Consider the following 20,122-nt stretch of genomic DNA (forward strand, 5'->3'; position numbering starts at 1 on the left):
TCAATGTCCCTCAGCCGCTTCACCGTCACCGGCGTGCGCAACCTGCAGCCGGTGGCGCTTCTCCCCTCTCCCCGCATCAACATCCTCTACGGCGACAACGGCAGCGGCAAGACCAGCCTGCTCGAAGCCATCCACCTGCTCGGTCTGGCGCGCTCCTTTCGCAGCAGTCGCATCGCGCCCGTGGTCGGGCACGAGGAGCAATCCTGCGTGCTGTTCGGCCAGGCGGCGCTGGCCAGCGGCCAGGCTCGGGCGATCGGCGTATCGCGCAGCCGCGACGGCGAGACGGTCATCCGCGTCGACGGGCAGAACGTGCGCAGCGCTGCCGAGCTGGCCGACACCCTGCCGCTGCAGGTGATCAACCCGGACAGTTTCCGCCTGCTGGAGGGGGCACCCAAGCTGCGCCGGCAGTTCCTCGATTGGGGTGTGTTCCACGTGGAACCACGTTTTCTGCGTGCCTGGCAGCGGCTGCAGCAGGCCCTGCGCCAGCGGAATTCATGGCTCCGGCATGGTAGACTGGACGGCGCTGCGCAAGCCGCCTGGGACCGTGAACTGGAACTAGCGGCCGACGAGATCGACGCCTACCGGCGGGCCTATATCCAGGCGCTCAAGCCGGTGTTCGAGGAAACGCTGCAAGCGCTCTGTGCGCTCGAGGACCTGCAACTGAGCTACTACCGTGGCTGGGACAAGGACCGCCGGCTCGGGGAGGTGCTGGCCGCGACGCTGGAGCGCGACCGGGCGCTGGGTCATACCCAGGCCGGGCCGCAACGGGCCGACCTGCGGCTCAAGGTCGGCGGGCACAATGCCGCCGAAATCCTGTCGCGAGGGCAGCAGAAACTCGTCGTCTGCGCGCTGCGGATTGCACAGGGGCATCTCGTCAGCGAGACCAAGCGCGGCCAGTGTATCTACCTGGTCGACGACCTGCCCTCCGAGCTCGACGAACACCACCGGCTGGCGCTGTGCCGGTTGCTCGAACAACTGAATTGCCAGGTATTCATCACCTGTGTCGATTCGAACGCATTGATGGAAGGCTGGCAGACATCCACGCCGGTCTCAATGTTTCACGTGGAACATGGCCGTGTCACCCAGACCCACGGCCCCTCGGGAGTGAACGCATGAGCGAAAACCACACCTACGATTCCTCCAGCATCAAGGTGCTGAAGGGCCTGGATGCCGTACGCAAGCGGCCCGGCATGTACATCGGCGACACGGACGACGGCACCGGCCTGCACCACATGGTCTTCGAGGTGGTGGACAACTCGATCGACGAGGCGCTCGCCGGCTATTGCAGCGAAATCAGCATCACCATCCACACAGACGAATCGATCACCGTGCGCGACAACGGGCGCGGCATCCCGGTGGACATCCACAAGGAAGAAGGCGTCTCGGCGGCCGAGGTCATCATGACCGTGCTGCACGCCGGCGGTAAGTTCGACGACAACTCCTACAAGGTCTCCGGCGGTCTGCACGGCGTCGGCGTCTCGGTGGTGAACGCGCTGTCCGAGGAGCTGCAGCTGACCATCCGCCGCGAAGGCAAGGTCTGGGAGCAGACCTATCGCCATGGCGTACCGCAGGCGCCGCTGAGCCCGGTCGGCGAGACCGAAAGCTCCGGCACCGAGGTGCATTTCAAGCCGTCCGCCGAAACCTTCCAGAATATCCACTTCAGCTGGGACATCCTCGCCAAGCGTCTGCGCGAACTGTCGTTCCTCAACTCCGGCGTCGGCATCCTGCTGCGCGACGAGCGTAGCGCGAAGGAAGAGCTGTTCAAGTACGAGGGCGGCCTGCGGGCCTTCGTCGAGTACCTGAACACCAACAAGAACGCCGTGAACCAGGTGTTCCACTTCAACGTCCAGCGCGACGATGGCGTGGGCGTCGAAGTGGCGCTGCAGTGGAACGACAGTTTCAACGAGAACATCCTCTGCTTCACCAACAACATTCCCCAGCGCGACGGCGGTACCCACCTGGCCGGTTTCCGCTCGGCGCTGACGCGCAACCTGAACGCCTACATCGAGCAGGAAGGCCTGGCCAAGAAGCTCAAGGTGGCCACCACCGGCGACGACGCCCGCGAGGGCCTCACGGCGATCATCTCGGTGAAGGTGCCGGACCCGAAGTTCAGCTCGCAGACCAAGGACAAGCTGGTCTCATCCGAGGTGAAGACCGCGGTGGAACAGGAAATGGGCAAGTACTTCGGCGACTTCCTGCTTGAGCATCCGAACGAGGCCAAGGCGGTGGTCGGCAAGATGATCGACGCTGCGCGCGCGCGCGAAGCGGCGCGCAAGGCCCGCGAAATGACCCGCCGCAAGGGCGCGCTGGATATCGCCGGGCTGCCCGGCAAGCTCGCCGACTGCCAGGAGAAGGATCCGGCGCTCTCCGAACTCTACATCGTGGAGGGTGACTCCGCCGGCGGTTCAGCCAAGCAGGGGCGCAACCGCCGCACCCAGGCGATCCTGCCGCTCAAGGGCAAGATCCTCAACGTCGAGAAGGCGCGCTTCGACAAGATGCTCTCCTCTGCCGAAGTCGGCACCCTGATCACCGCGCTGGGCTGCGGCATCGGGCGCGAGGAATACAACATCGACAAGCTTCGCTACCACAACATCATCATCATGACCGACGCCGACGTCGACGGCTCGCACATCCGCACCCTGCTGCTGACCTTCTTCTTCCGCCAGCTGCCGGAGCTGATCGAGCGCGGCTACGTCTACATCGCCCAGCCGCCGCTGTACAAGGTCAAGCGCGGCAAGCAGGAGCAGTACATCAAGGACGACGAGGCAATGGAGGAGTACCTCACCCAGTCGGCCCTGGAAGACGCCAGCCTGCACGTCAACGAACATGCTCCGGGGCTTTCCGGCGAGGCGCTGGAAAAGCTGGTCAACGATTACCGCACGGTGATGAAGACCCTGCAGCGACTGTCGCGCCTGTACCCGCAGGAGCTGACCGAGCACTTCATCTACCTGCCGCGGGTGACCCTGGAGCAACTGGCCGACGAACAGGCCATGCGTACCTGGCTCGAGAAGTACAGCGCCATGCTCAAGGGCGTGGAGAAGTCCGGCCTGGTCTACAAGGCCAGCCTGCGCGAGGACAAGGAACGCCATCTTTGGCTGCCGGAGGTGGAAATGACCTCTCACGGCCTGGCGAACTACGTCACCTTCAACCGCGACTTCTTCTCCAGCAACGACTACAAGACGGTCACCGCACTCGGCGAGAAGCTCAACAGCCTGCTCGAGGAAGGCGCCTACGTGCAGCGCGGCGAGCGCAAAAAGCCGGTCGCCAGCTTCAAGGAAGCGCTCGACTGGCTGATGACCGAGGGTACCCGTCGGCACAGCGTGCAGCGCTACAAGGGTCTCGGCGAGATGAACCCCGAGCAGCTGTGGGAAACCACCATGGACCCGAACGTGCGGCGCATGCTGAAGGTGACCATCGAGGACGCCATCGCCGCCGACCAGATCTTCAACACGCTGATGGGCGACGCGGTGGAGCCTCGCCGTGACTTCATCGAAAGCAACGCCTTGGCCGTGTCGAACCTGGACTTCTGAGCCTTCGCTGCAGAAAAAGAAAAGGCCCATGCATCCGCATGGGCCTTTTTCGTTGCGACAGCCGCTTCAGAGCGCGGCGGTGCTGGTCACCTCGACCGGTGCGTGTTCGCCGCTGAGGGCTTCCTGGGTCTGTCGCACCCACTCGAAGGCGCGCTCGTTGAGCGCGGCGATGGCGCGGGGGCCTTCGCCTTCGGCGTACATCGCCGGGCCGAATACCACCTTGATGGTGCCGGGGTGCTTGGCCCAGCCTTCGCGCGGCCAGAACTCGCCGGCATTGTGCGCCACCGGCAGCACCGGCAGGCCGGCGTTGACCGCCAGGGCGGTGCCGCCACGTGAGAACTTGCCGATCTGCCCGACCGGCACCCGGGTGCCCTCGGGGAAGATCAGAACCCACACGCCCTGCTTCAGGCGTTCGTCGCCTTGCTTGGCGAGCTGCTTGAGCGCCGCCTTCGGGTTGCTGCGGTCGATGGCGATCGGTCGCAGCAGCGCCATGGCCCAGCCGAAGAAGGGCACGTAGAGCAGCTCCCGCTTGAGTACCTGGCTCAGCGGCTCGAAGTAGGCCGAAAGGAAGAAGGTCTCCCAGGTGCTCTGGTGCTTGGCGAGGATCACGCAGGGTTGCTGCGGGATGTTCTCCTGGCCGCTCACCTCGTAACGCAGGCCGACCACCACACGCGCCAGCCGCACGGCGAAGCCGCACCAGGCTTGGATCACGAAGCGGTAGCGCTGGCGGAACGGCATGAAAGGCGCGAAGACCATGCACACCAGGCACCAGGCGAAGGCCGAGAAGGCCAGCAGGAAGTAGAAGAGCACAGTGCGCAGCGATTGCAGGACGCTCATCGGTAAACCTTGATTAAGTGATCGGCGACCGCCGAGAGGTCGTCGAAGACCTCGGTCCCCGGCGGCAGCGCGCTCTTGAGCGTGCGCTCGCCCTTGCCGGTGCGAACCAGGTAGGGCTTGCCGCCGAGCAGCATGCCCGCGTGCAGGTCGCGATGGCTGTCGCCCACCACCGGCACGCCGTTCAGGTTCGGCAGGTGGAAGTGCTCGGCGATTCGGCGGAATAGCCCGGGTTGCGGCTTGCGGCAGTCGCAGCCGTCATCCGGGCCGTGCGGGCAGTGCACGATCAGGTCGATCCGCCCGCCCTGCTCCATCACCAGCTGCTGCATCTTGAAATGCATGTCGCCGAGCGTGGAGAAGTCGAACAGGCCACGCGCCAGGCCTGACTGGTTGGTGGCCACCGCGACCGTCCAGCCGGCCTGGCAGAGCCGAGCGATGGCTTCCAGCGAGCCCGGGATGGGAATCCATTCGTCCACCGTCTTGACGAAGGCATCGGAGTCTTCGTTGATCACTCCGTCGCGGTCGAGCACGATCAGTTTCAATGGCTTAGCCAAGTGCGGAAATATCGGCGACACCAAGGAACAGTCCCCTCAACCTGGCGAGCAGAGCATAGCGGTTGGCCCGCACCGAGCTGTCCTCGGCATTGACCAGCACCGCGTCGAAGAAGGCGTCCACCGGATCGCGCAGCGCCGCCAGGCGGGCCAGCGCCTCGCGGTAGTGGCGGTCGGCGGCCAGCGGCTGCACGGCCTGCTCGGCCTGCTGGATCGCCGAATACAGCGAGAACTCGGTGGCATTGTCGAACCAGCGCGGCTCGACCGCCTCCGGCAGCCGGCCTTCGTACTTGCCCAGCAGGTTGGAGACGCGCTTGTTGGCCGCGGCCAGGGCTTCGGCCTCCGGCAGCGTGCGGAACGCCTGGACGGCCTGCACGCGCTGGTCGAAGTCCAGCGCCGAGGCGGGCTGCACGGCGCGTACCGCGAGGTAGGCGGCCACGTCGATGCCCTCGTCCTCGTAGCGGGCGCGCAGGCGGTCGAAGATGAACTCCAGCACCTGCGCGGCCAGGCCTTCGGACTTGACCCGCGGGCCGTAGAGCTCGACGGCCCGCTCGACCGCCTTGGCCAGGTCCAGGTCAAGGCCCTTCTCGATGAGGATGCGCAGCACGCCCAGGGCGGCGCGGCGCAGGGCGTAGGGGTCCTTGCTGCCGGTCGGCAGCATGCCGATGCCGAAGATGCCGACCAGGGTGTCGAGCTTGTCGGCTACCGCCACCGCGGCGCCGGTGAGGGTGGCCGGCAGCTCGGCACCGGCCCCGCGCGGCATGTACTGCTCGTTCAGCGCCGCCGCCACGTCGGGGTGCTCGCCGTCGTTGAGCGCGTAGTAGTAGCCGGCGATGCCCTGCATCTCCGGGAACTCGCCGACCATTTCGGTAGCCAGGTCGGCCTTGGACAGCAGACCGGCACGGCGCGCCAGCGCCGGGTCGCCACCGATGCCGGCGGCGACCTGCCCGGCCAGCTGGGAGACGCGCTGCGCCTTCTCCAGCACGGTGCCGAGGTCGGCCTGGAACACCACGTTGGCCAGGCGTGCATTGAAGGCTTCGAGGCGCTGCTTCTTGTCCTGCTTGAAGAAGAACTCGGCGTCGGTCAGGCGCGGGCGCACCACCTTCTCGTTGCCGGCGACGATCTGCGCCGGATCCTGGCTCTCCAGGTTGGCCACGGTGATGAAGCGCGGCAGCAGCCTGCCCTCGGCATCCAGCAGGCAGAAGTACTTCTGGTTGTCCTGCATGGTGGAGATCAGCGCTTCCTGCGGCACCGCGAGGAAGCGTTCCTCGAAGGAGCACACCAGGGGTACCGGCCACTCGACCAGCGCGGTCACCTCGTCGAGCAGGTCGTCGGGAACGATGGCCCGGCCGCGCTGCTGGTCGGCCAGCTCGGCGACGCGGCGCTGGATCAGCTGGCGGCGTTCCTGGAAGTCGGCCAGCACCTTTGCTTCGCGCAGCGCCGAAAGGTAGCTTGCCGGCCGCGCGATGCGCACCGGCTCGGGATGGTGGAAGCGATGGCCGCGCGATTCGCGCCCGGCGCGCTGGGCGAGGATCTCGCAGTCGACCACGGCGTCGCCGAGCAGCATCACCAGCCATTGGGTCGGGCGGACGAATTCATCCTTGCGCGCGGCCCAGCGCATGCGCTTGGGAATCGGCAGCGCGTCGAGCGAGGCCTGGACGATGGCCGGCAGCAGCTCGCTGGCCGGCTCGCCGGCGATGGTGCGGCTGAAACGCAGCTTGGGGCCGCTGCTGTCGATCTCGGCCAGGTCGACACCGCACTTGCGGGCGAAGCCGAGGGCGGCCTGGGTCGGCTTGCCTTCGGCGTCGAAGGCGGCCTGTACCGGCGGGCCGTCGAGGTTGACGCTGCGGTCCGGCTGCTGGGTGGCGAGCTGGTCGACCACTACCGCCAGACGCCGCGGCGCGGCGTAGACGCGCGCCTGGGCATAGTCCAGGCCGGCGTCCTTCAGACCCTTCTCGATGCCGGCGAGGAAGGCGTCGCCGAGCTTCTTCAGTGCCTTCGGCGGCAGTTCTTCGGTGCCGAGTTCGACGAGGAAATCCTGTGCGCTCATTGGGCGGCCTCCTTCAGCTTGGCCTGGATGTCGTCGCGTGCCAGTACCTCGTCACGCAGGGCCGGGGTCGCCATCGGGAAGCCGAGCCGGGCGCGCGCCAGCAGATAGCTCTGGGCGATCGCGCGGGCCAGGGCCCTTACACGCAGGATGTAGCGCTGGCGCTCGGTCACCGAGATGGCGCGGCGGGCGTCCAGCAGGTTGAAGGTGTGCGAGGCCTTGAGCACCATCTCGTAGGCCGGCAGCGGCAGCTGCGCCTGGATCAGGCGGTTGGCCTCGCTCTCGTAGAAGTCGAAGAGTTCGAACAGCTTGGCCACGTTGGCGTGCTCGAAGTTGTAGGTCGACTGCTCCACCTCGTTCTGGTGGAACACGTCGCCGTAGGTCACGGTGCCGAACGGGCCGTCGGTCCAGATCAGGTCGTAGACCGAGTCGACGCCCTGCAGGTACATCGCCAGGCGCTCGAGGCCGTAGGTGATCTCGCCGGTGACCGGGTAGCACTCGACCCCGCCGACCTGCTGGAAGTAGGTGAACTGGGTCACCTCCATGCCGTTGAGCCAGACCTCCCAGCCCAGGCCCCAGGCGCCCAGGGTCGGCGATTCCCAGTTGTCCTCGACGAAGCGCACGTCGTGCACCCGGGTGTCGACGCCGATGCGGCGCAGCGACTCGAGGTAGAGTTCCTGGATGTTTTCCGGGTTGGGCTTGAGCACCACCTGGAACTGGTAGTAGTGCTGCAGCCGGTTGGGGTTCTCGCCGTAGCGGCCGTCGGCCGGGCGCCGGGAAGGCTGCACGTAGGCGGCGTTCCAGGTCTCCGGGCCGATGGCGCGCAGGAAGGTCGCGGTATGGAACGTCCCGGCACCCACCTCCATGTCGTAGGGCTGCTGAATCACGCAGCCCTGCTCGGCCCAGTAGCCTTGCAGGGCGAGGATCAGGTCTTGGAAGGTGCGCACGGCAGGCGTAGTCTGGGTCAAAATTTCACCTGTGCTGGGCTTCGACAGAAAGCCCCGGAGTATACCCGATTCGCGGCCTCGCCCGCGGGCCGGCGCAGGTCCCGGCAGCCAAGGAGAGAGTGCGTGCGCCGTTGTGCCTGGTGTGGCGAAGACCCGCTGTACGTGCGTTACCACGACGAGGAATGGGGCGTGCCGCAGCGCGATGCCCGGCATCTGTTCGAGATGCTGCTGCTCGAAGGGGCCCAGGCCGGGCTGTCGTGGATTACCGTACTGCGGAAGCGCGAGCGCTATCGCCAGGTGTTGCACGGCTTCGATCCCGAGCGCCTGGCGCGTCTGAGCGACGAGGAAATCGAGGCGCTGATGCAGGAGCCGGGCATCATCCGCAACCGCCTCAAGCTCAAGGCCGTGCGGCAGAACGCCCGGGCCTGGCTGCGCCTGGAAGACCCGGTGGGTTTCCTCTGGTCCTTTGTCGGCGGCGTGCCGAAGGTCAACCACTTCGGCGTGCGTGGCCAGGTGCCGGCGGTCACGCCCGAGGCCGAGGCCATGAGCAAGGCATTGAAGAAGGCCGGTTTCACCTTCGTCGGACCGACCATCTGCTATGCCTTCATGCAGGCCACGGGTATGGTGATGGATCACACCACGGACTGCGATCGTTACGCGCATTTGAAGGCCCCATGAGCACCATCACCACGCTGGAGGAGCTGCTGGCACTGTACGGCGAAAGCCATGAGCGCTCGCGGCGCAAGGAACTGCCCCGCCTGATCGAACCCTACCGTGCGCTGATCGAGGCCTCGCCCTTCGTGGTGCTGGCCAGCGTCGGCCCGGATGGCCTGGACTGCTCGCCGCGCGGTGATGCGCCGGGCTTCGTGCACATCCTCGACGACCGCACCCTGCTGTTGCCGGATCGCCCCGGCAACAACCGCATCGACAGCCTGCGCAATATCGTGGAGAACCCGCAGGTGGCGCTGCTGTTCCTCATTCCCGGCGTCGGCGAGAGCCTGCGCGTCAACGGCCGCGCCGAGATTTCCATGGACCCCGAGTTGCTGGAGCTGGGCCGTGCCCAGGGCAAACTGCCGCGCAGTGCGCTGCGCATCCACATCGACACCTGCTACTTCCAGTGCTCCAAGGCGGCGGTGCGCTCCGGCCTGTGGGATGCGTCGCGCCAGGTCGAGCGCGCCAGCCTGCCGAGCGCCGGCGATATCTTCCGCTGCATCTATGAGGAATTCGACGTCGAGGCTTACGAGCGAGACATGCAGCAACGGCTTCGTACCAGCCTTTACTGACTGCACTCGGCCGCGTCGTTACAATCGAAGCTTTTCTGAGCGGTTGGAGCCTGTCGTGGAAAAACTCAAGGGGGCCCTGGTGGTGGGTTTCCTGCGGCTGTTCGCCCGCCTGCCCTGGCGCATGGTGCAGCGCGTCGGGACGCTGATCGGCTGGCTGATGTGGAAGCTGCCGAACCGCTCGCGCGAGGTCGCGCGCATCAACCTGTCGCACTGCTTCCCGGAACTGGCCGGGGCCGAGCTCGACGCCCTGCTGCGTCGGACCCTGCGCGACACCGGCAAGACCCTCACCGAGAGCGCCTGCGCCTGGATCTGGCCGGCGCAGAAGTCGCTGTCGCTGATCAGGGAGGTCGAAGGCCTGGAGGTGCTGGAGCAGGCGCTGGCCTCCGGCCAGGGCGTGGTCGGCATCACCAGCCACCTGGGTAACTGGGAAGTGCTGAATCACTTCTACTGCTCGCAGTGCAAGCCGATCATCTTCTACCGGCCGCCGAAGCTGAAGGCGGTGGACGAACTGCTCGCCCGCCAGCGCGTGCAGCTGGGCAACCGGGTGGCGCCTTCGACCCGCGAAGGCATCCTCAGCGTCATCAAGGAGGTCCGCCGCGGCGGCGCGGTCGGCATTCCCGCCGACCCCGAGCCGAGCGAAGGCAGCGGGGTGTTCGTGCCCTTCTTCGCCACCCGCGCGCTGACCAGCAAGTTCGTCCCCGGCATGCTCGCCGGCGGCAAGGCGCGCGGCGTGTTCCTGCACGCCTTGCGTCTGGAGGACGGCTCGGGCTACAAGGTGATCCTCGAGGCGGCCCCCGACGCGATGTACAGCGAGGATGTGGAAACCGGTGTGGCAGCCATGAGCCAGGTCATCGAACGCTACGTGCGGCAATGGCCGAGCCAGTACATGTGGACGATGAAACGCTTCAAGAAGCGCCCGCCGGGCGAGCCGCGCTGGTATTGATTGAAGTACCGCGCCTGAACAGGGAAGAGAAGGCGATGAGCAGAAATCAGCGCGAGCATCCGCGTACCCCCATGAAATGCCGTATCCGGATCAGCCACGACAGCCTCGGCAGCGTGGTCGCGCAGACGCGCGACCTGTCCGATGGTGGTGTCTACATCTACATCCAGCACCAGGATCTTGCTGCGCTACGGCCCGGAATGATCGTCACCGGCCAAGTGCAGGACCTGCCGATACCCGCGCCTGAGCTCGAGCTGGAAGTGATGCGGGTCGACGCCGAAGGCGCCGGCTTCCGCTTCGTGCGCCGCGACTGACGGCGCTCAGGCGTCGCCTGGCTCGCGGCGCGGCTTGTCCAGCTTGCGCAGAAACACCGCGATCTCGCGTTCGGCCTGCTTGTCGCCACGGGTGCAGGCGACCCTCGACCCCTGCTCCCAGGCGCGCCGGGCGCCCTGCTCGTCGCCCTGGCGCAGCAGCGCCTGGCCGAGCAGCTTCCAGGCCGCCGAGTACAGCGGGTCCTGCTCGACACAGTGCCTCAGATGCTCGGCCGCCAGTTCCACCTTGCCGGCATCCAGATAGCCCTTGCCCAGCCCGAAGCGCAGCAGCGGATTGTCGTTGCCGCGGGCGAGCATCCTTTCCAGCGATTCGAGCATGGGCGTGGCACCTCTTGCGGGTTGGTCAGTGGGCCTCGTTCACGGCACTGAGGAAGGCCTGGGTACGTTCCTCGCGCGGGTTGCCGAACAGTTCCTCGGGAGTGCCCTGCTCGTGGATGCGGCCCTTGTAGAAGAAGCATACCCGGTCGGCGAACTCGCGGGCGAAGCCCATCTGGTGGGTGACCATCAGCATGGTCAGGTTGTGTGCTTCGCCGAGCTGGCGGATCACGTTGAGCACCTCGCCGCAGAGCTCCGGGTCGAGCGCCGAGGTGACCTCGTCGAACAGCATCACCTTCGGGCGCATCGCCAGCGCGCGGGCGATCGCCACCCGCTGCTGCTGGCCGCCGGACAGCTGTGCCGGGTAGTGCCCGAGCTTGTCCTCCAGACCGACCATCGCCAGCAGTTCCTCGCCCCGCTGGCTGGCTTCGGCCTTGCTCATGCCGAGCACCTGCACCGGCGCCTCGATGACGTTCTGCAGCGCGTTCATGTGCGGGAACAGGTTGAAGCTCTGGAACACCATGCCGATCCGGCCGCGGATGCGCCGCTGGTGCCGCGCGTTGGCCGGTATCAGGTGGCCGCCGGCGGTGGGCATGTGGGTCAGCGGCTCTCCGTCGACCTCGATGACGCCGTCGTCGATGGTTTCCAGCGTCATCAGCGCGCGCAGCAGGGTGGATTTGCCGGAGCCGCTCGGGCCGATGATCGCCACTTTCTCTCCGGGCGATACTTCCAGGTTCAGTTGATCGAGCACCGTCAGGCTGCCGTAGCGCTTGGTCACCTGATCGAAGCGCACCAGGGGTTCGGCGGAGCCGTCCCGGCGTGAGGGACGGACCATCGGGGAATCGTCGAAACGTTGCTGCATGCTCATCGGGCGACCTCCATGCGGTCTTCGAGGCGGCGAACGAACCAGGCCAGGGCCAGGCTGAGAAGAAGGAAGAACAGGCCGACCAGGGTGATCGGCTCGAGGTAGCGGAAGCTCTCCGAACCGATGTTCTTGGCCTGCTGCATGATCTCGACCACGGTGATGGCCGAGAGCACCGGGGTGTCCTTGAGCATGGCCACCAGGTAGTTGCCCAGCGCCGGCAGGATCGGCCGCAGCGCCTGCGGCAGGATGACGTCGCGGTAGGCGGTCAGCGGCTTCATGTTCAGCGCGGTGACCGCCTCCCACTGCCCGCGCGGCACCGCATCCAGCCCCGCCCGGTAGACCTCCGCGGTATAGCAGGCGTAGTGGATGGCGATGGCGATGATCCCCGCCTGCAGGGCGCTGAGGTTCAGGCCGTAGTTGGGGAACACGTAGAACAGGAAATAGGCCTGGATCAGCAGTGGCGTGCTGCGGATGAACTCGATCAGTCCGGTCACCGGCCAGGACAGCCAGGGCAGGCGGCTGCGCCGGCCCACCGCGAGGATCAGGCCGAGCACCACGGCGATGGCGAAGCCGCCGAGGGTGATGCCAATGGTCTTGAGCGAGGCCTCGAGCAGCTGCGGAAGGATGTCCCAGGCGAACTGCCAGTCGAAGAAGTTCATGCCAGGCCTCCCTTGATCCGGCCGCGGCCGAGACGGCGCTCGACCAGGCGCATGGCCAGGTTGATGGCCTGGGCCATGAGGAAGTACAGGACCAGCGTCAGGCCGAAGATCTCCAGGGTCATGAAGGTCGCCTGGTCCAGCTGGCGGGCGCGGAAGGCCAGGTCCGACAGGGTGATCAGCGACACCAGCGAGGTGTTCTTCAGCAGCTCGATCAGCAGGTTGGTGCCCGGCGGGATGGCTGCCAGCAGCGCCTGGGGCAGGATGATGCGGCGGAAGCGGGTCAGCGGCGTCATGTTCAGCGCCAACGAGGCCTCGTACTGGCCGGGCGCCACCGAGCGGATGGCGCCGCGCATCACCTCGGCCCCGTAGGCGCCGATGTGCAGCCCGAGGCCGAGCACGGCCACCGAGAAGGCCGAGAGTTCCACGTGGAACGGTGGCATCGGCAGGACGAAATACAGCCAGAACAGCTGCACCAGCAGCGAGGTGCCGCGGAACACCTCGATGTAGGTGATGGAAAACCAGCGCAGCGGGGCGAACGGCGAGAGCCGGCCGAGCGCCCCGAGTACCGCGCAGGCAATCGCCAGCAGCGAAGCCCAGAAGGTGATCTGCAATGTCACCCAGGCACCCTGCAGCATGAGGGGAAGGAGTTCACCCATCGGTTCGTTACCTCTATGGCAGGGACGAAGCGAGCCGGACGAACGAAGCCGCGCCGAGGACCGGCGCGGCGGTTCGCCCGTGGATCACTGGGCGCAGAGCTGCGCGGCGGTCTTGTCGGTGACGTTCGACTGGTCGAAACCGAAGGGGGCGACCGTGGCGAGGTGTTCCTCGCTGCCCAGCCAGCCCTTCAGCTCGGCATTGATCGCGTCGCGCAGGGCGGTGTCTTCCGGGCGGAAGGCCAGCGCGCCGTAGCCGGTGTGGGCCGGATCGTCCTTGAACTCGGCGATCGCCTCGAGGGAGTCGCCGCCCTTCTCGGCCAGGCCCTTCATGGTCAGCTGGGTACCCACCGCGGCATCGGCGCGGCCGCTGCGCACCGCCTGCAGCTGGGCGGCAGTGTCCGGCACCTGGAGGATCTGGTCGTCGCTGATGCCGCCGTCGCGGGCATAGGCCAGGTTGACGGTGCCGGCCATGATCGCCAGTTTGGCGCCGCTCTTGGCGATGTCCTCGTAGCTGTGCAGGTTCTTCGGATTGCCGGCCTTCACCAGCAGGGTGTCGGGCAGCTGGTACTGCGGATCGGTGAAGATCACCTGCTTGCAGCGCTCGGGGGTGATGTACATGCCGGCGGCGATGAGGTCGAAGCGTCCGGCGCGCAGGCCGGGGATCAGCGAACCCCATTCGGTGAGCACCGGCTCGATCTTCTCGATGCCCATGCGCTCGAAGACCTTGCGCACGATCTCCGGCGATTCGCCGGTCACGCTGCCGTCCAGCGCGGTGTAGGCGAACGGGGTCTCGTTGGCGTAGCCGATGCGGACGCTGCCGCTTTCCTTGATCTTGTCGAGGGTGTCGGCCTGGGCCAGGCCGAGGGTCATTCCGGCCAGCGCGGTACAGGCCAGCAGCAACTTGCCGAGGCGGAAGGGACGTGCGCGACTCATCGTGAGTACTCCTGTGCTGTTATGGTTTGCAGGCGGACCTGCTTTTATAGGAGGCAGTTTCAAGAGCATCAGGACAGGGCATTCCCTGCCTAGGCGCGGGCACCGATTCTTTTCTGCTGGGAGGTGCGCCGCGTTTACGCCGCCCGAGCATACAAAAGCTGTTTTGCTCGAAGGATTGCACTAGGACAATTGCACGACACCTCGCTTCGACCGATGCTGTCGGCTCGAATTCAGGTGGACTGCCATGCGTAACTGGAAACAGGCCCTGCTCGCCGCCCGCACCGGCGCGTCGAAGTACAAGCTGCTGGTGAACGCGATCGCGACCGACATCGAGCAGGGCAACCTGCAGGACGGCCAGCGCCTGCCGCCGCAGCGGCTGCTGGCCGACCAGCTGGACATCAGCGTGCAGACGGTGACCAACGCCTACAAGGAGCTCGAGCGCCAAGGCTGGGTGCGCTGCGAGGTGGGCCGCGGCAGTTTCGTCAGCCGGCGCACCAGCGAGCGCGTGGCCACTTCCATGCTCGACCGCGGCGAGAACTCGCTGCTCGACTTTTCCACCGCGCGCATCGTCCATACCGAGACTCACGACCGCTATTGGCGGCAGACTTGCGAGGAACTGGCGGCCGAGCACGAGCAGCCGTGGATCCACGCCTGCCGGCCGATCGCCGGCTTCGAGCATCATCGCGAGGTCGGCCTCCAGTGGCTGGCCGGGCTGGGGCTTGAGGTGGAACTGCAGGACCTGCTGCTGACCAACGGCACCTCCCACGCCATCTTCCTCGCCCTTGCCTCGCTGGCCGGACCCGACGACCTGGTGCTCTGCGAAAACTATACCGACCACGGCGTGATCGGCACCGCCCAGGTCCTCGGCTTCACCCTGCAAGGCGTGGAGACCGACCGCCACGGCCTCGATCCGGAGCACTTCGAGGACCTCTGCGCCAACGAACGGGTCACCGCACTGGTCTGCACGCCGAACCTGAACAACCCCACCAGCAGCGTGATGCCGGAAATGCGCCGCCGGGAGATCGCCGACATTGCCCGCCGCTACGGCGTCTACGTCATCGAGGACGACATCTACGGCCCACTGCTGGCCGACCGCCGCGAGGCGCCGCCGATCAGCCATTACCTGCCGGAGCTGTCGTTCTACTGCACCAGCTTCACCAAGTCTGTGCTCACCGGCCTGCGCCTGGGTTACCTGGCCATGCCGCGGCGCCTGGCGCTGCGCACCGAGAGCATCCTGCGGGTGAACAGCTGGATGGCCGCGCCGCTGCTCGGCGAGGTGGCCACGCGCTGGATCGAGCGCGGCCACGCCGACGAGCTGGTGCGCCTGCAGCGCGAACTGATCGCCAGCCGCCAGGCGGCGGTGAGCGCTGAGCTCGGCGACTACCTGCGCGGCAGCCATCCGGCGTCGCTCAACGCCTGGCTTAACATCCCCGGGCACTGGGACCTGGACGCGCTGCAGCGCGAACTGCGCCGGCGCGACATCGCCCTTACCCTGCCCGACCCCTTTCTGCCGCCGGGCACCCGCCGGCCGCGGGCGATGCGCCTGTGCGTCGGCGCCGAATGCGACGAGCAGCGCCTGCGCGAGGGGCTGCGCGACATCCGCGAAGTCTTCGAGCAGTACCCGGAAATCCACGAATTCCGCGGCGCCCGCTGAGCGGCGCGGGGCGGATGCACCATCCTGTGACCGGAATCCGCTGCAGGCCCCGAAACAGCGCACCTGCAGGCATTGAAGCAGGTCAATTTTGGGGCGAAAAAAAAGAGTACTAGTACATTCGGCGGCCGAAATCGGCGCTCCTACACTCCGCGGCATTCGCCATCGGAATGTACGCCATGCAGCCGATCCTTCTCGACCAGCTATACGCCGCCCGCCAGCGCACCCGTGGCCTGGTGCGCGAGACGCCACTGGAGCCCTCGCGCTCGCTCAGCCGCCTGGCCGGCGTGCCGGTCTGGCTGAAGCTGGAATCGCAGCAGGCCACCGGCAGCTTCAAGCTGCGCGGCGCGAGCAACGCGGTGGCGCAGCTTGCCGACGCGCAGAAGCGCCGCGGGGTGGTCACCGCCTCCACCGGCAACCATGGCCGGGCGCTGGCATACGCCGCTGCGCAGCAGGGGGTGAAGGCGATCGTCTGCCTGTCGCAGCTGGTGCCGGCGAACAAGGTTCAGGCGATCCGCGATCTCGGCGCCGAAGTGGTCATCGTCGGCCACAGCCAGGACGACGCCCGGGTGGAAGCCGAGCGCATCGCTCGTGAGCAGGGCGCCACCTTCCTGCCGGCCTTCGATCATCCGGACATCATCGCCGGCCAGGGCACCCTCGGCCTGGAAATCCTCGAGCAGTGCCCGGAAGTCTCCGAGGTGCTGGTGCCGCTGTCCGGCGGCGGGCTGTTCGCCGGCGTCGCGCTCGGCCTCAAGCGCCAGCGCCCGGCGATCCGCGCCCACGGCATCAGCATGCGCCGCGGCGCGGCGATGCACGCCAGCCTCGAGGCTGGCCACCCGGTCGAGGTGGAGGAACTGCCGAGCCTGGCCGACTCGCTCGGCGGTGGCATCGGCATGGACAACCGCTACACCTTCGCCCTGGTCCGCGAGCTGGCCGACCGCATCCACCTGCTCGACGAACCGGCCATCGCCGCCGGCATGCGCCACGCCTATCACGAGGAGCGGCTGGTGCTCGAAGGCGCCGCCGCGGTGGGCATCGCCGCCCTGCTCGAGGGGCTGGTGAAGCCGCGCGGACCGGTGGTGGTGGTGATCAGCGGGCGCAACGTCGATACCGCGCAGCACCTGCGGGTGCTCGGCGGCGCCTGCGAGTAGCGACCGACCCCGAGCAACCTGCTACCGGTGCCCGGCGCACCCGATGGAGAACCCATGGCCGAGACCCTCCTGCTCAGTGAAAGCGACCTGCGTGCCTGCCTGGCCCTCGATGCGGCCAGCCTCGACGCGGTGGAACACGCCTTTCGCCTGCTCGCCACCGCGGCGGTGGCGATGCCGCCGATCCTGCGCCTGGACATTCCCGAGCACAACGGCGAGGTCGACGTGAAGACCGCCTACCTGCCGGGCCTGCCGCGGTTCGCCATCAAGGTCAGCCCGGGCTTCTTCGACAACCCGGCGCTCGGGCTGCCGAGCCTCAACGGGCTGATGATGCTGTTCTGCGCGCGCACCGGGCTGCTCGACGCGCTGCTGCTGGACAACGGCTTCCTCACCGCGGTGCGCACCGCCGCCGCCGGCGCGGTGGCGGCCAAGTGGCTGAGCCGTCCCGAGTCCTCCCGTGTCGCCGTGCTCGGCGCCGGCGAGCAGGCGCGGCTGCAGCTCGCCGCGCTGAGGCTGGTACGTGACGTGCGCGAGGTGCGCGTCTGGGCCCGCGACCCGGCCAGGGCCGCGGCGCTGGCCGCCGGGCTGCAGGGCGTCGAGGCGCGCGTGGCCGAGAGCGTCGACGCGGCCATGGACGGCGTCGACATCGCCATCACCACCACCCCGAGCCGCGAGCCGCTGATCCAGCCCCGTCACCTGCAGCCGGGCCTGCACATCACCGCCATGGGCTCGGACGCCGAGCACAAGAACGAGATCGCCCCCGCGGCGCTGGCCGCCTGCGACCTCTACGTCGCCGACCGCCTGAGCCAGACCCGCGTGCTCGGCGAGCTGCACCACGCCCTCGCGGCGGGTGCGCTGAAGGATTCGTCCGCCCTGGCCGAGCTCGGCCAGGTGATCGCCGGGCAGCACCCCGGGCGCACCTCGGCCGCCCAGGTCAGCCTCTGCGACCTGACCGGCACCGGCGCGCAGGACACCGCCATCGCCAGCTTCGCCTTCGACCGGGCGCGCGCGGCGGGCAAGGGGTTCGTCTTCAACCCCTGATCTGCAGACGCGAGCCTGTTCGCGCCCGGGCCGCCTTTCGTGGCCCGCGAGCCAGCTCGCCCCTGCAGAGCAGAAACGGTCCATCCACGAGGGCAAGAGAATGTCCGAAATCGTCGTCAATCTCCCGTTCAGCCGGGAGGAATATGCGTCGCGAATCGCCAGGGTACGGCGGGCAATGGCCGCCCGCGGCATCGAGCTGCTGATAGTGTCCGACCCGTCCAACATGGCCTGGCTTACCGGCTACGACGGCTGGTCCTTCTACGTGCACCAGTGCGTGCTGCTGGCGCTGGACGGCGACCCGGTCTGGTTCGGCCGCGGCCAGGACGCCAACGGCGCGCGACGCACGGTGTTCATGGGCGACGACGACATCATCGGCTACCCGGACCACTACGTGCAGTCCAGCGTGCGCCACCCGATGGACTACCTGTCGCTCGAAGTGATAGCCGCACGCGGCTGGGACCGCCTGGCCATCGGCGTGGAGATGGACAACTACTACTTCAGCGCCGCGGCCTTCCGCTCGCTGCAACAGCACCTGCCGCACACGCGCTTCTGCGACGCCACCGCGCTGGTCAACTGGCGGCGGGCGGTGAAGTCACCACAGGAGATCGAGTACATGCGCATCGCCGCGCGCATCGTCCAGCGCATGCACGAGGCGATCTACGAGCGCATCGAACCGGGCCTGCGCAAGAACGAGCTGGTCGCCGAGATCTACCGCGCCGGCATCCTCGGCGTCGAGGGCCACGGCGGCGACTACCCGGCCATCGTGCCGCTGCTGCCCACCGGCGCCGACGCCAGCGCGCCACACCTGACCTGGGACGACAGCCCGTTCCGGCTCGGCGCCGGCACCTTCTTCGAGATCGCCGGCTGCTACAGGCGCTACCACTGCCCGCTGTCGCGCACCATCTACCTGGGCACGCCGCCGGCGCACTTCCTCGAGGCCGAGCAGGCGGTGGTCGAAGGCATCTCCGCGGGCCTGGCGGTGGCGCGCCCGGGCAACACCACCGGCGACATCGCCCGCGCCTTCTTCAAGGTGCTGGACAAGTTCGACATCCAGAAGGACAGCCGTTGCGGCTACCCGATCGGCATCAGCTACCCGCCGGACTGGGGCGAGCGCACCATGAGCCTGCGCCCGAGCGACGAAAGCGTGCTCGAGCCGGGAATGACCTTCCACTTCATGCCGGGGCTGTGGATGGACGACTGGGGCCTGGAGATCACCGAGAGCATCCTGATCACCGAGACCGGCGTGGAAACCTTCTGCGACCTGCCGCGCAAGCTCTACGTGAAGGACTGAAGGCATGACCGAGACCCTGCGCAACCCCATCAGCCCCACCGTTGACTTCGAGCGCGACGGCGTGCAGCACGGCTTCCTGCGCCTGCCCTACTCGCGCGACGACTCGGCCTGGGGCGCAGTGATGATCCCGATCAGCGTGGTGAAGAACGGCGCGGGCCCCACCGCGCTGTTCACCGGCGGCAACCACGGCGACGAGTACGAGGGCCCGCTGGCGCTGAGCAAGCTGGCCGGCAGCCTCGACCCGACGGCCATCCGCGGGCGGCTGATCATCGTGCCCTTCATGAACGCCCCGGCGGTGTGGGCCGGCACGCGCACCTCGCCGATCGACCGCGGCAACCTCAACCGCAGCTTCCCGGGGCGGCCCGACGGCACGGTAACGCAGAAGATCGCCGACTATTTCCAGCGCACGTTGCTGCCGATGGCCGACCTGGTGCTGGACATCCACTCCGGCGGCAAGACCCTGGACTTCCTGCCGTTCGCCGCCTGCCACCTGCTGCCCGACCCGGCCCAGCAGGCGCGCTGCGAGGCGGGCATGCGCGCCTTCGCCGCACCCTACTGCATGCGCATGCTGGAGCAGGACGCACAGGGCCTCTACGACACCGCGGCCGAGGCGCTGGGCAAGGTCTTCGTCACCACCGAGCTCGGCGGCGGCGGCACCCTCAGCGCGCGCAGCCTGGCGATCGCCGAGCGCGGCGTGCGCAACCTGCTGATCCACTTCGACATGCTCGAAGGCGAGCCGCAGCGGGGCGAGTCGGTGATGCTGGACATGCCCGATGACGGCTGCTACCTGTGCAGCGAGAGCGACGGACTGCTGGAGATGTGCAGGGACCTGGGCGAGACCGTGCAGGCCGGGGAACTGGTGGCACGGGTCCACGACGCCCGCCGCACCGGCGTGGCCCCGGTGGAATACCGCGCCCGCCGCGCCGGCCTGATCAGCGCCCGGCACTTTCCCGGGCGGGTGCAGAGCGGCGACACCCTGGCGGTGATCGCCGAGGTGGTGGGGTGAGTGAAGCCACGGTGCTTCGGGCCGACGCCAGGCCAACTCCCTCTCCCTTCGGGAGAGGGCTGGGGTGAGGGCGCCGAGCACCGGCCATTGGTC

20 protein-coding genes are annotated in these 20,122 nt (G+C 67.7%); 11 read left to right on the forward strand and 9 right to left on the reverse strand.

Translation table 11 applies throughout. The annotated features are described in order from the left end of the window. Positions 1-3: 3 nt before the first annotated feature. The gene (gene recF / locus H610_RS0120985; RefSeq protein ID WP_028241494.1) at positions 4-1,116 is read left to right on the forward strand and encodes a DNA replication/repair protein RecF; all 1,113 of its coding nucleotides are present in this window, start codon (positions 4-6) and stop codon (positions 1,114-1,116) included. Continuing rightward, the gene (gene gyrB, locus H610_RS0120990) at positions 1,113-3,530 is read left to right on the forward strand and encodes a DNA topoisomerase (ATP-hydrolyzing) subunit B (protein WP_028241495.1); all 2,418 of its coding nucleotides are present in this window, start codon (positions 1,113-1,115) and stop codon (positions 3,528-3,530) included. The genes recF and gyrB overlap by 4 nt, the downstream gene beginning before the upstream one ends. Before the next feature lie 66 nt (positions 3,531-3,596). Here gyrB and H610_RS0120995 read toward each other — a convergent pair whose 3' ends face one another. Genes H610_RS0120995 through glyQ form a run of 4 tightly spaced genes read right to left on the reverse strand, consistent with a single transcriptional unit; the run spans position 3,597 to position 7,930 of the window. Beyond that, complete coding sequence (locus H610_RS0120995; protein WP_028241496.1) at positions 3,597-4,367, reverse strand: lysophospholipid acyltransferase family protein; 771 nt, start codon at positions 4,365-4,367, stop codon at positions 3,597-3,599. Beyond that, complete coding sequence (gmhB, locus tag H610_RS0121000; RefSeq protein WP_028241497.1) at positions 4,364-4,906, reverse strand: D-glycero-beta-D-manno-heptose 1,7-bisphosphate 7-phosphatase; 543 nt, start codon at positions 4,904-4,906, stop codon at positions 4,364-4,366. Before gmhB ends, H610_RS0120995 begins: the two co-directional genes overlap by 4 nt. 4 nt (positions 4,907-4,910) lie before the next feature. After that, positions 4,911-6,965 carry a glycine--tRNA ligase subunit beta gene (gene glyS, locus H610_RS0121005; protein ID WP_028241498.1) on the reverse strand — a complete coding sequence of 685 codons (2,055 nt, stop codon included), beginning with the start codon at positions 6,963-6,965 and terminating at the stop codon, positions 4,911-4,913. Next, positions 6,962-7,930: a glycine--tRNA ligase subunit alpha gene (gene glyQ / locus H610_RS0121010; RefSeq protein ID WP_028241499.1), complete on the reverse strand. Its 969-nt coding sequence runs from the start codon at positions 7,928-7,930 to the stop codon at positions 6,962-6,964. The genes glyS and glyQ overlap by 4 nt, the downstream gene beginning before the upstream one ends. A 102-nt stretch (positions 7,931-8,032) precedes the next feature. On the opposite strand from glyQ, the gene H610_RS0121015 reads away from it, so the two are divergent. Genes H610_RS0121015 through H610_RS0121030 form a run of 4 tightly spaced genes read left to right on the forward strand, consistent with a single transcriptional unit; the run spans position 8,033 to position 10,446 of the window. Next, positions 8,033-8,587, forward strand: a complete 555-nt coding sequence (locus tag H610_RS0121015; RefSeq protein ID WP_028241500.1) for a DNA-3-methyladenine glycosylase I — start codon at positions 8,033-8,035, stop codon at positions 8,585-8,587. Continuing rightward, positions 8,584-9,192 (forward strand): pyridoxamine 5'-phosphate oxidase family protein, encoded by a 609-nt coding sequence (locus tag H610_RS0121020; RefSeq protein WP_028241501.1) that lies wholly within the window; start codon positions 8,584-8,586, stop codon positions 9,190-9,192. Before H610_RS0121015 ends, H610_RS0121020 begins: the two co-directional genes overlap by 4 nt. Positions 9,193-9,247: 55 nt before the next feature. Then, the gene (locus H610_RS0121025) at positions 9,248-10,135 is read left to right on the forward strand and encodes a lysophospholipid acyltransferase (protein ID WP_028241502.1); all 888 of its coding nucleotides are present in this window, start codon (positions 9,248-9,250) and stop codon (positions 10,133-10,135) included. Positions 10,136-10,170: 35 nt separating this feature from the next. Further along, complete coding sequence (locus tag H610_RS0121030) at positions 10,171-10,446, forward strand: PilZ domain-containing protein (protein ID WP_028241503.1); 276 nt, start codon at positions 10,171-10,173, stop codon at positions 10,444-10,446. A gap of 6 nt (positions 10,447-10,452) precedes the next feature. Here the strand turns inward: H610_RS0121030 and H610_RS0121035 are convergent, their stop codons facing one another. The 5 genes from H610_RS0121035 to ehuB form a co-directional block, all read right to left on the reverse strand. Further along, positions 10,453-10,782, reverse strand: a complete 330-nt coding sequence (locus H610_RS0121035; protein WP_028241504.1) for a tetratricopeptide repeat protein — start codon at positions 10,780-10,782, stop codon at positions 10,453-10,455. Between the two features lie 25 nt (positions 10,783-10,807). Further along, complete coding sequence (gene ehuA, locus H610_RS0121040; RefSeq protein ID WP_051231908.1) at positions 10,808-11,641, reverse strand: ectoine/hydroxyectoine ABC transporter ATP-binding protein EhuA; 834 nt, start codon at positions 11,639-11,641, stop codon at positions 10,808-10,810. A gap of 2 nt (positions 11,642-11,643) precedes the next feature. Then, on the reverse strand, positions 11,644-12,303 hold the full coding sequence (ehuD, locus tag H610_RS0121045) for an ectoine/hydroxyectoine ABC transporter permease subunit EhuD (protein ID WP_028241506.1): 660 nt from the start codon (positions 12,301-12,303) through the stop codon (positions 11,644-11,646). Continuing rightward, positions 12,300-12,959 (reverse strand): ectoine/hydroxyectoine ABC transporter permease subunit EhuC, encoded by a 660-nt coding sequence (gene ehuC, locus H610_RS0121050; protein ID WP_028241507.1) that lies wholly within the window; start codon positions 12,957-12,959, stop codon positions 12,300-12,302. The genes ehuD and ehuC overlap by 4 nt, the downstream gene beginning before the upstream one ends. An 84-nt stretch (positions 12,960-13,043) precedes the next feature. Continuing rightward, the gene (ehuB, locus tag H610_RS0121055; protein ID WP_028241508.1) at positions 13,044-13,892 is read right to left on the reverse strand and encodes an ectoine/hydroxyectoine ABC transporter substrate-binding protein EhuB; all 849 of its coding nucleotides are present in this window, start codon (positions 13,890-13,892) and stop codon (positions 13,044-13,046) included. A 244-nt stretch (positions 13,893-14,136) separates the two neighbouring features. Here ehuB and ehuR point away from each other — a divergent pair, with 244 nt between their 5' ends. The 5 genes from ehuR to doeB all read left to right on the forward strand — a co-directional run bounded on the left by ehuR (position 14,137) and on the right by doeB (position 20,029). Beyond that, positions 14,137-15,546 carry a MocR-like ectoine utilization transcription factor EhuR gene (ehuR, locus tag H610_RS0121060; protein ID WP_028241509.1) on the forward strand — a complete coding sequence of 470 codons (1,410 nt, stop codon included), beginning with the start codon at positions 14,137-14,139 and terminating at the stop codon, positions 15,544-15,546. Between the two features lie 176 nt (positions 15,547-15,722). Next, a complete protein-coding gene (gene eutB, locus H610_RS0121065; RefSeq protein ID WP_028241510.1) occupies positions 15,723-16,694 on the forward strand; it encodes a hydroxyectoine utilization dehydratase EutB in 972 nt (323 codons plus the stop codon). Between the two features lie 54 nt (positions 16,695-16,748). Then, positions 16,749-17,732, forward strand: a complete 984-nt coding sequence (locus tag H610_RS0121070; protein ID WP_028241511.1) for a cyclodeaminase — start codon at positions 16,749-16,751, stop codon at positions 17,730-17,732. Positions 17,733-17,832: 100 nt separating this feature from the next. Continuing rightward, positions 17,833-19,023, forward strand: a complete 1,191-nt coding sequence (gene doeA, locus H610_RS0121075; protein ID WP_028241512.1) for an ectoine hydrolase DoeA — start codon at positions 17,833-17,835, stop codon at positions 19,021-19,023. Positions 19,024-19,027: 4 nt separating this feature from the next. Further along, complete coding sequence (gene doeB, locus H610_RS0121080) at positions 19,028-20,029, forward strand: N(2)-acetyl-L-2,4-diaminobutanoate deacetylase DoeB (protein WP_028241513.1); 1,002 nt, start codon at positions 19,028-19,030, stop codon at positions 20,027-20,029. The last annotated feature ends 93 nt before the right edge of the window (positions 20,030-20,122 follow it).

The sequence above is a fragment of the Stutzerimonas azotifigens DSM 17556 genome (assembly GCF_000425625.1).
Classification (GTDB): Bacteria; Pseudomonadota; Gammaproteobacteria; order Pseudomonadales; family Pseudomonadaceae; genus Stutzerimonas; species Stutzerimonas azotifigens.

What these genes read in the sequence shown, in the direction of transcription:
- ehuB (WP_028241508.1), bottom strand. Translation starts at nt 13,892, where the DNA reads ATGAGTCGCGCACGTCCCTTCCGCCTCGGCAAGTTGCTGCTGGCCTGT.
- ehuC (WP_028241507.1), bottom strand. Translation starts at nt 12,959, where the DNA reads ATGGGTGAACTCCTTCCCCTCATGCTGCAGGGTGCCTGGGTGACATTG.
- ehuR (WP_028241509.1), top strand. Translation starts at nt 14,137, where the DNA reads ATGCGTAACTGGAAACAGGCCCTGCTCGCCGCCCGCACCGGCGCGTCG.
- H610_RS0121070 (WP_028241511.1), top strand. Translation starts at nt 16,749, where the DNA reads ATGGCCGAGACCCTCCTGCTCAGTGAAAGCGACCTGCGTGCCTGCCTG.
- glyS (WP_028241498.1), bottom strand. Translation starts at nt 6,965, where the DNA reads ATGAGCGCACAGGATTTCCTCGTCGAACTCGGCACCGAAGAACTGCCG.
- doeB (WP_028241513.1), top strand. Translation starts at nt 19,028, where the DNA reads ATGACCGAGACCCTGCGCAACCCCATCAGCCCCACCGTTGACTTCGAG.
- doeA (WP_028241512.1), top strand. Translation starts at nt 17,833, where the DNA reads ATGTCCGAAATCGTCGTCAATCTCCCGTTCAGCCGGGAGGAATATGCG.
- recF (WP_028241494.1), top strand. Translation starts at nt 4, where the DNA reads ATGTCCCTCAGCCGCTTCACCGTCACCGGCGTGCGCAACCTGCAGCCG.
- H610_RS0121020 (WP_028241501.1), top strand. Translation starts at nt 8,584, where the DNA reads ATGAGCACCATCACCACGCTGGAGGAGCTGCTGGCACTGTACGGCGAA.
- eutB (WP_028241510.1), top strand. Translation starts at nt 15,723, where the DNA reads ATGCAGCCGATCCTTCTCGACCAGCTATACGCCGCCCGCCAGCGCACC.
- gyrB (WP_028241495.1), top strand. Translation starts at nt 1,113, where the DNA reads ATGAGCGAAAACCACACCTACGATTCCTCCAGCATCAAGGTGCTGAAG.
- H610_RS0121030 (WP_028241503.1), top strand. Translation starts at nt 10,171, where the DNA reads ATGAGCAGAAATCAGCGCGAGCATCCGCGTACCCCCATGAAATGCCGT.
- H610_RS0121035 (WP_028241504.1), bottom strand. Translation starts at nt 10,782, where the DNA reads ATGCTCGAATCGCTGGAAAGGATGCTCGCCCGCGGCAACGACAATCCG.
- ehuA (WP_051231908.1), bottom strand. Translation starts at nt 11,641, where the DNA reads ATGCAGCAACGTTTCGACGATTCCCCGATGGTCCGTCCCTCACGCCGG.
- ehuD (WP_028241506.1), bottom strand. Translation starts at nt 12,303, where the DNA reads ATGAACTTCTTCGACTGGCAGTTCGCCTGGGACATCCTTCCGCAGCTG.
- H610_RS0120995 (WP_028241496.1), bottom strand. Translation starts at nt 4,367, where the DNA reads ATGAGCGTCCTGCAATCGCTGCGCACTGTGCTCTTCTACTTCCTGCTG.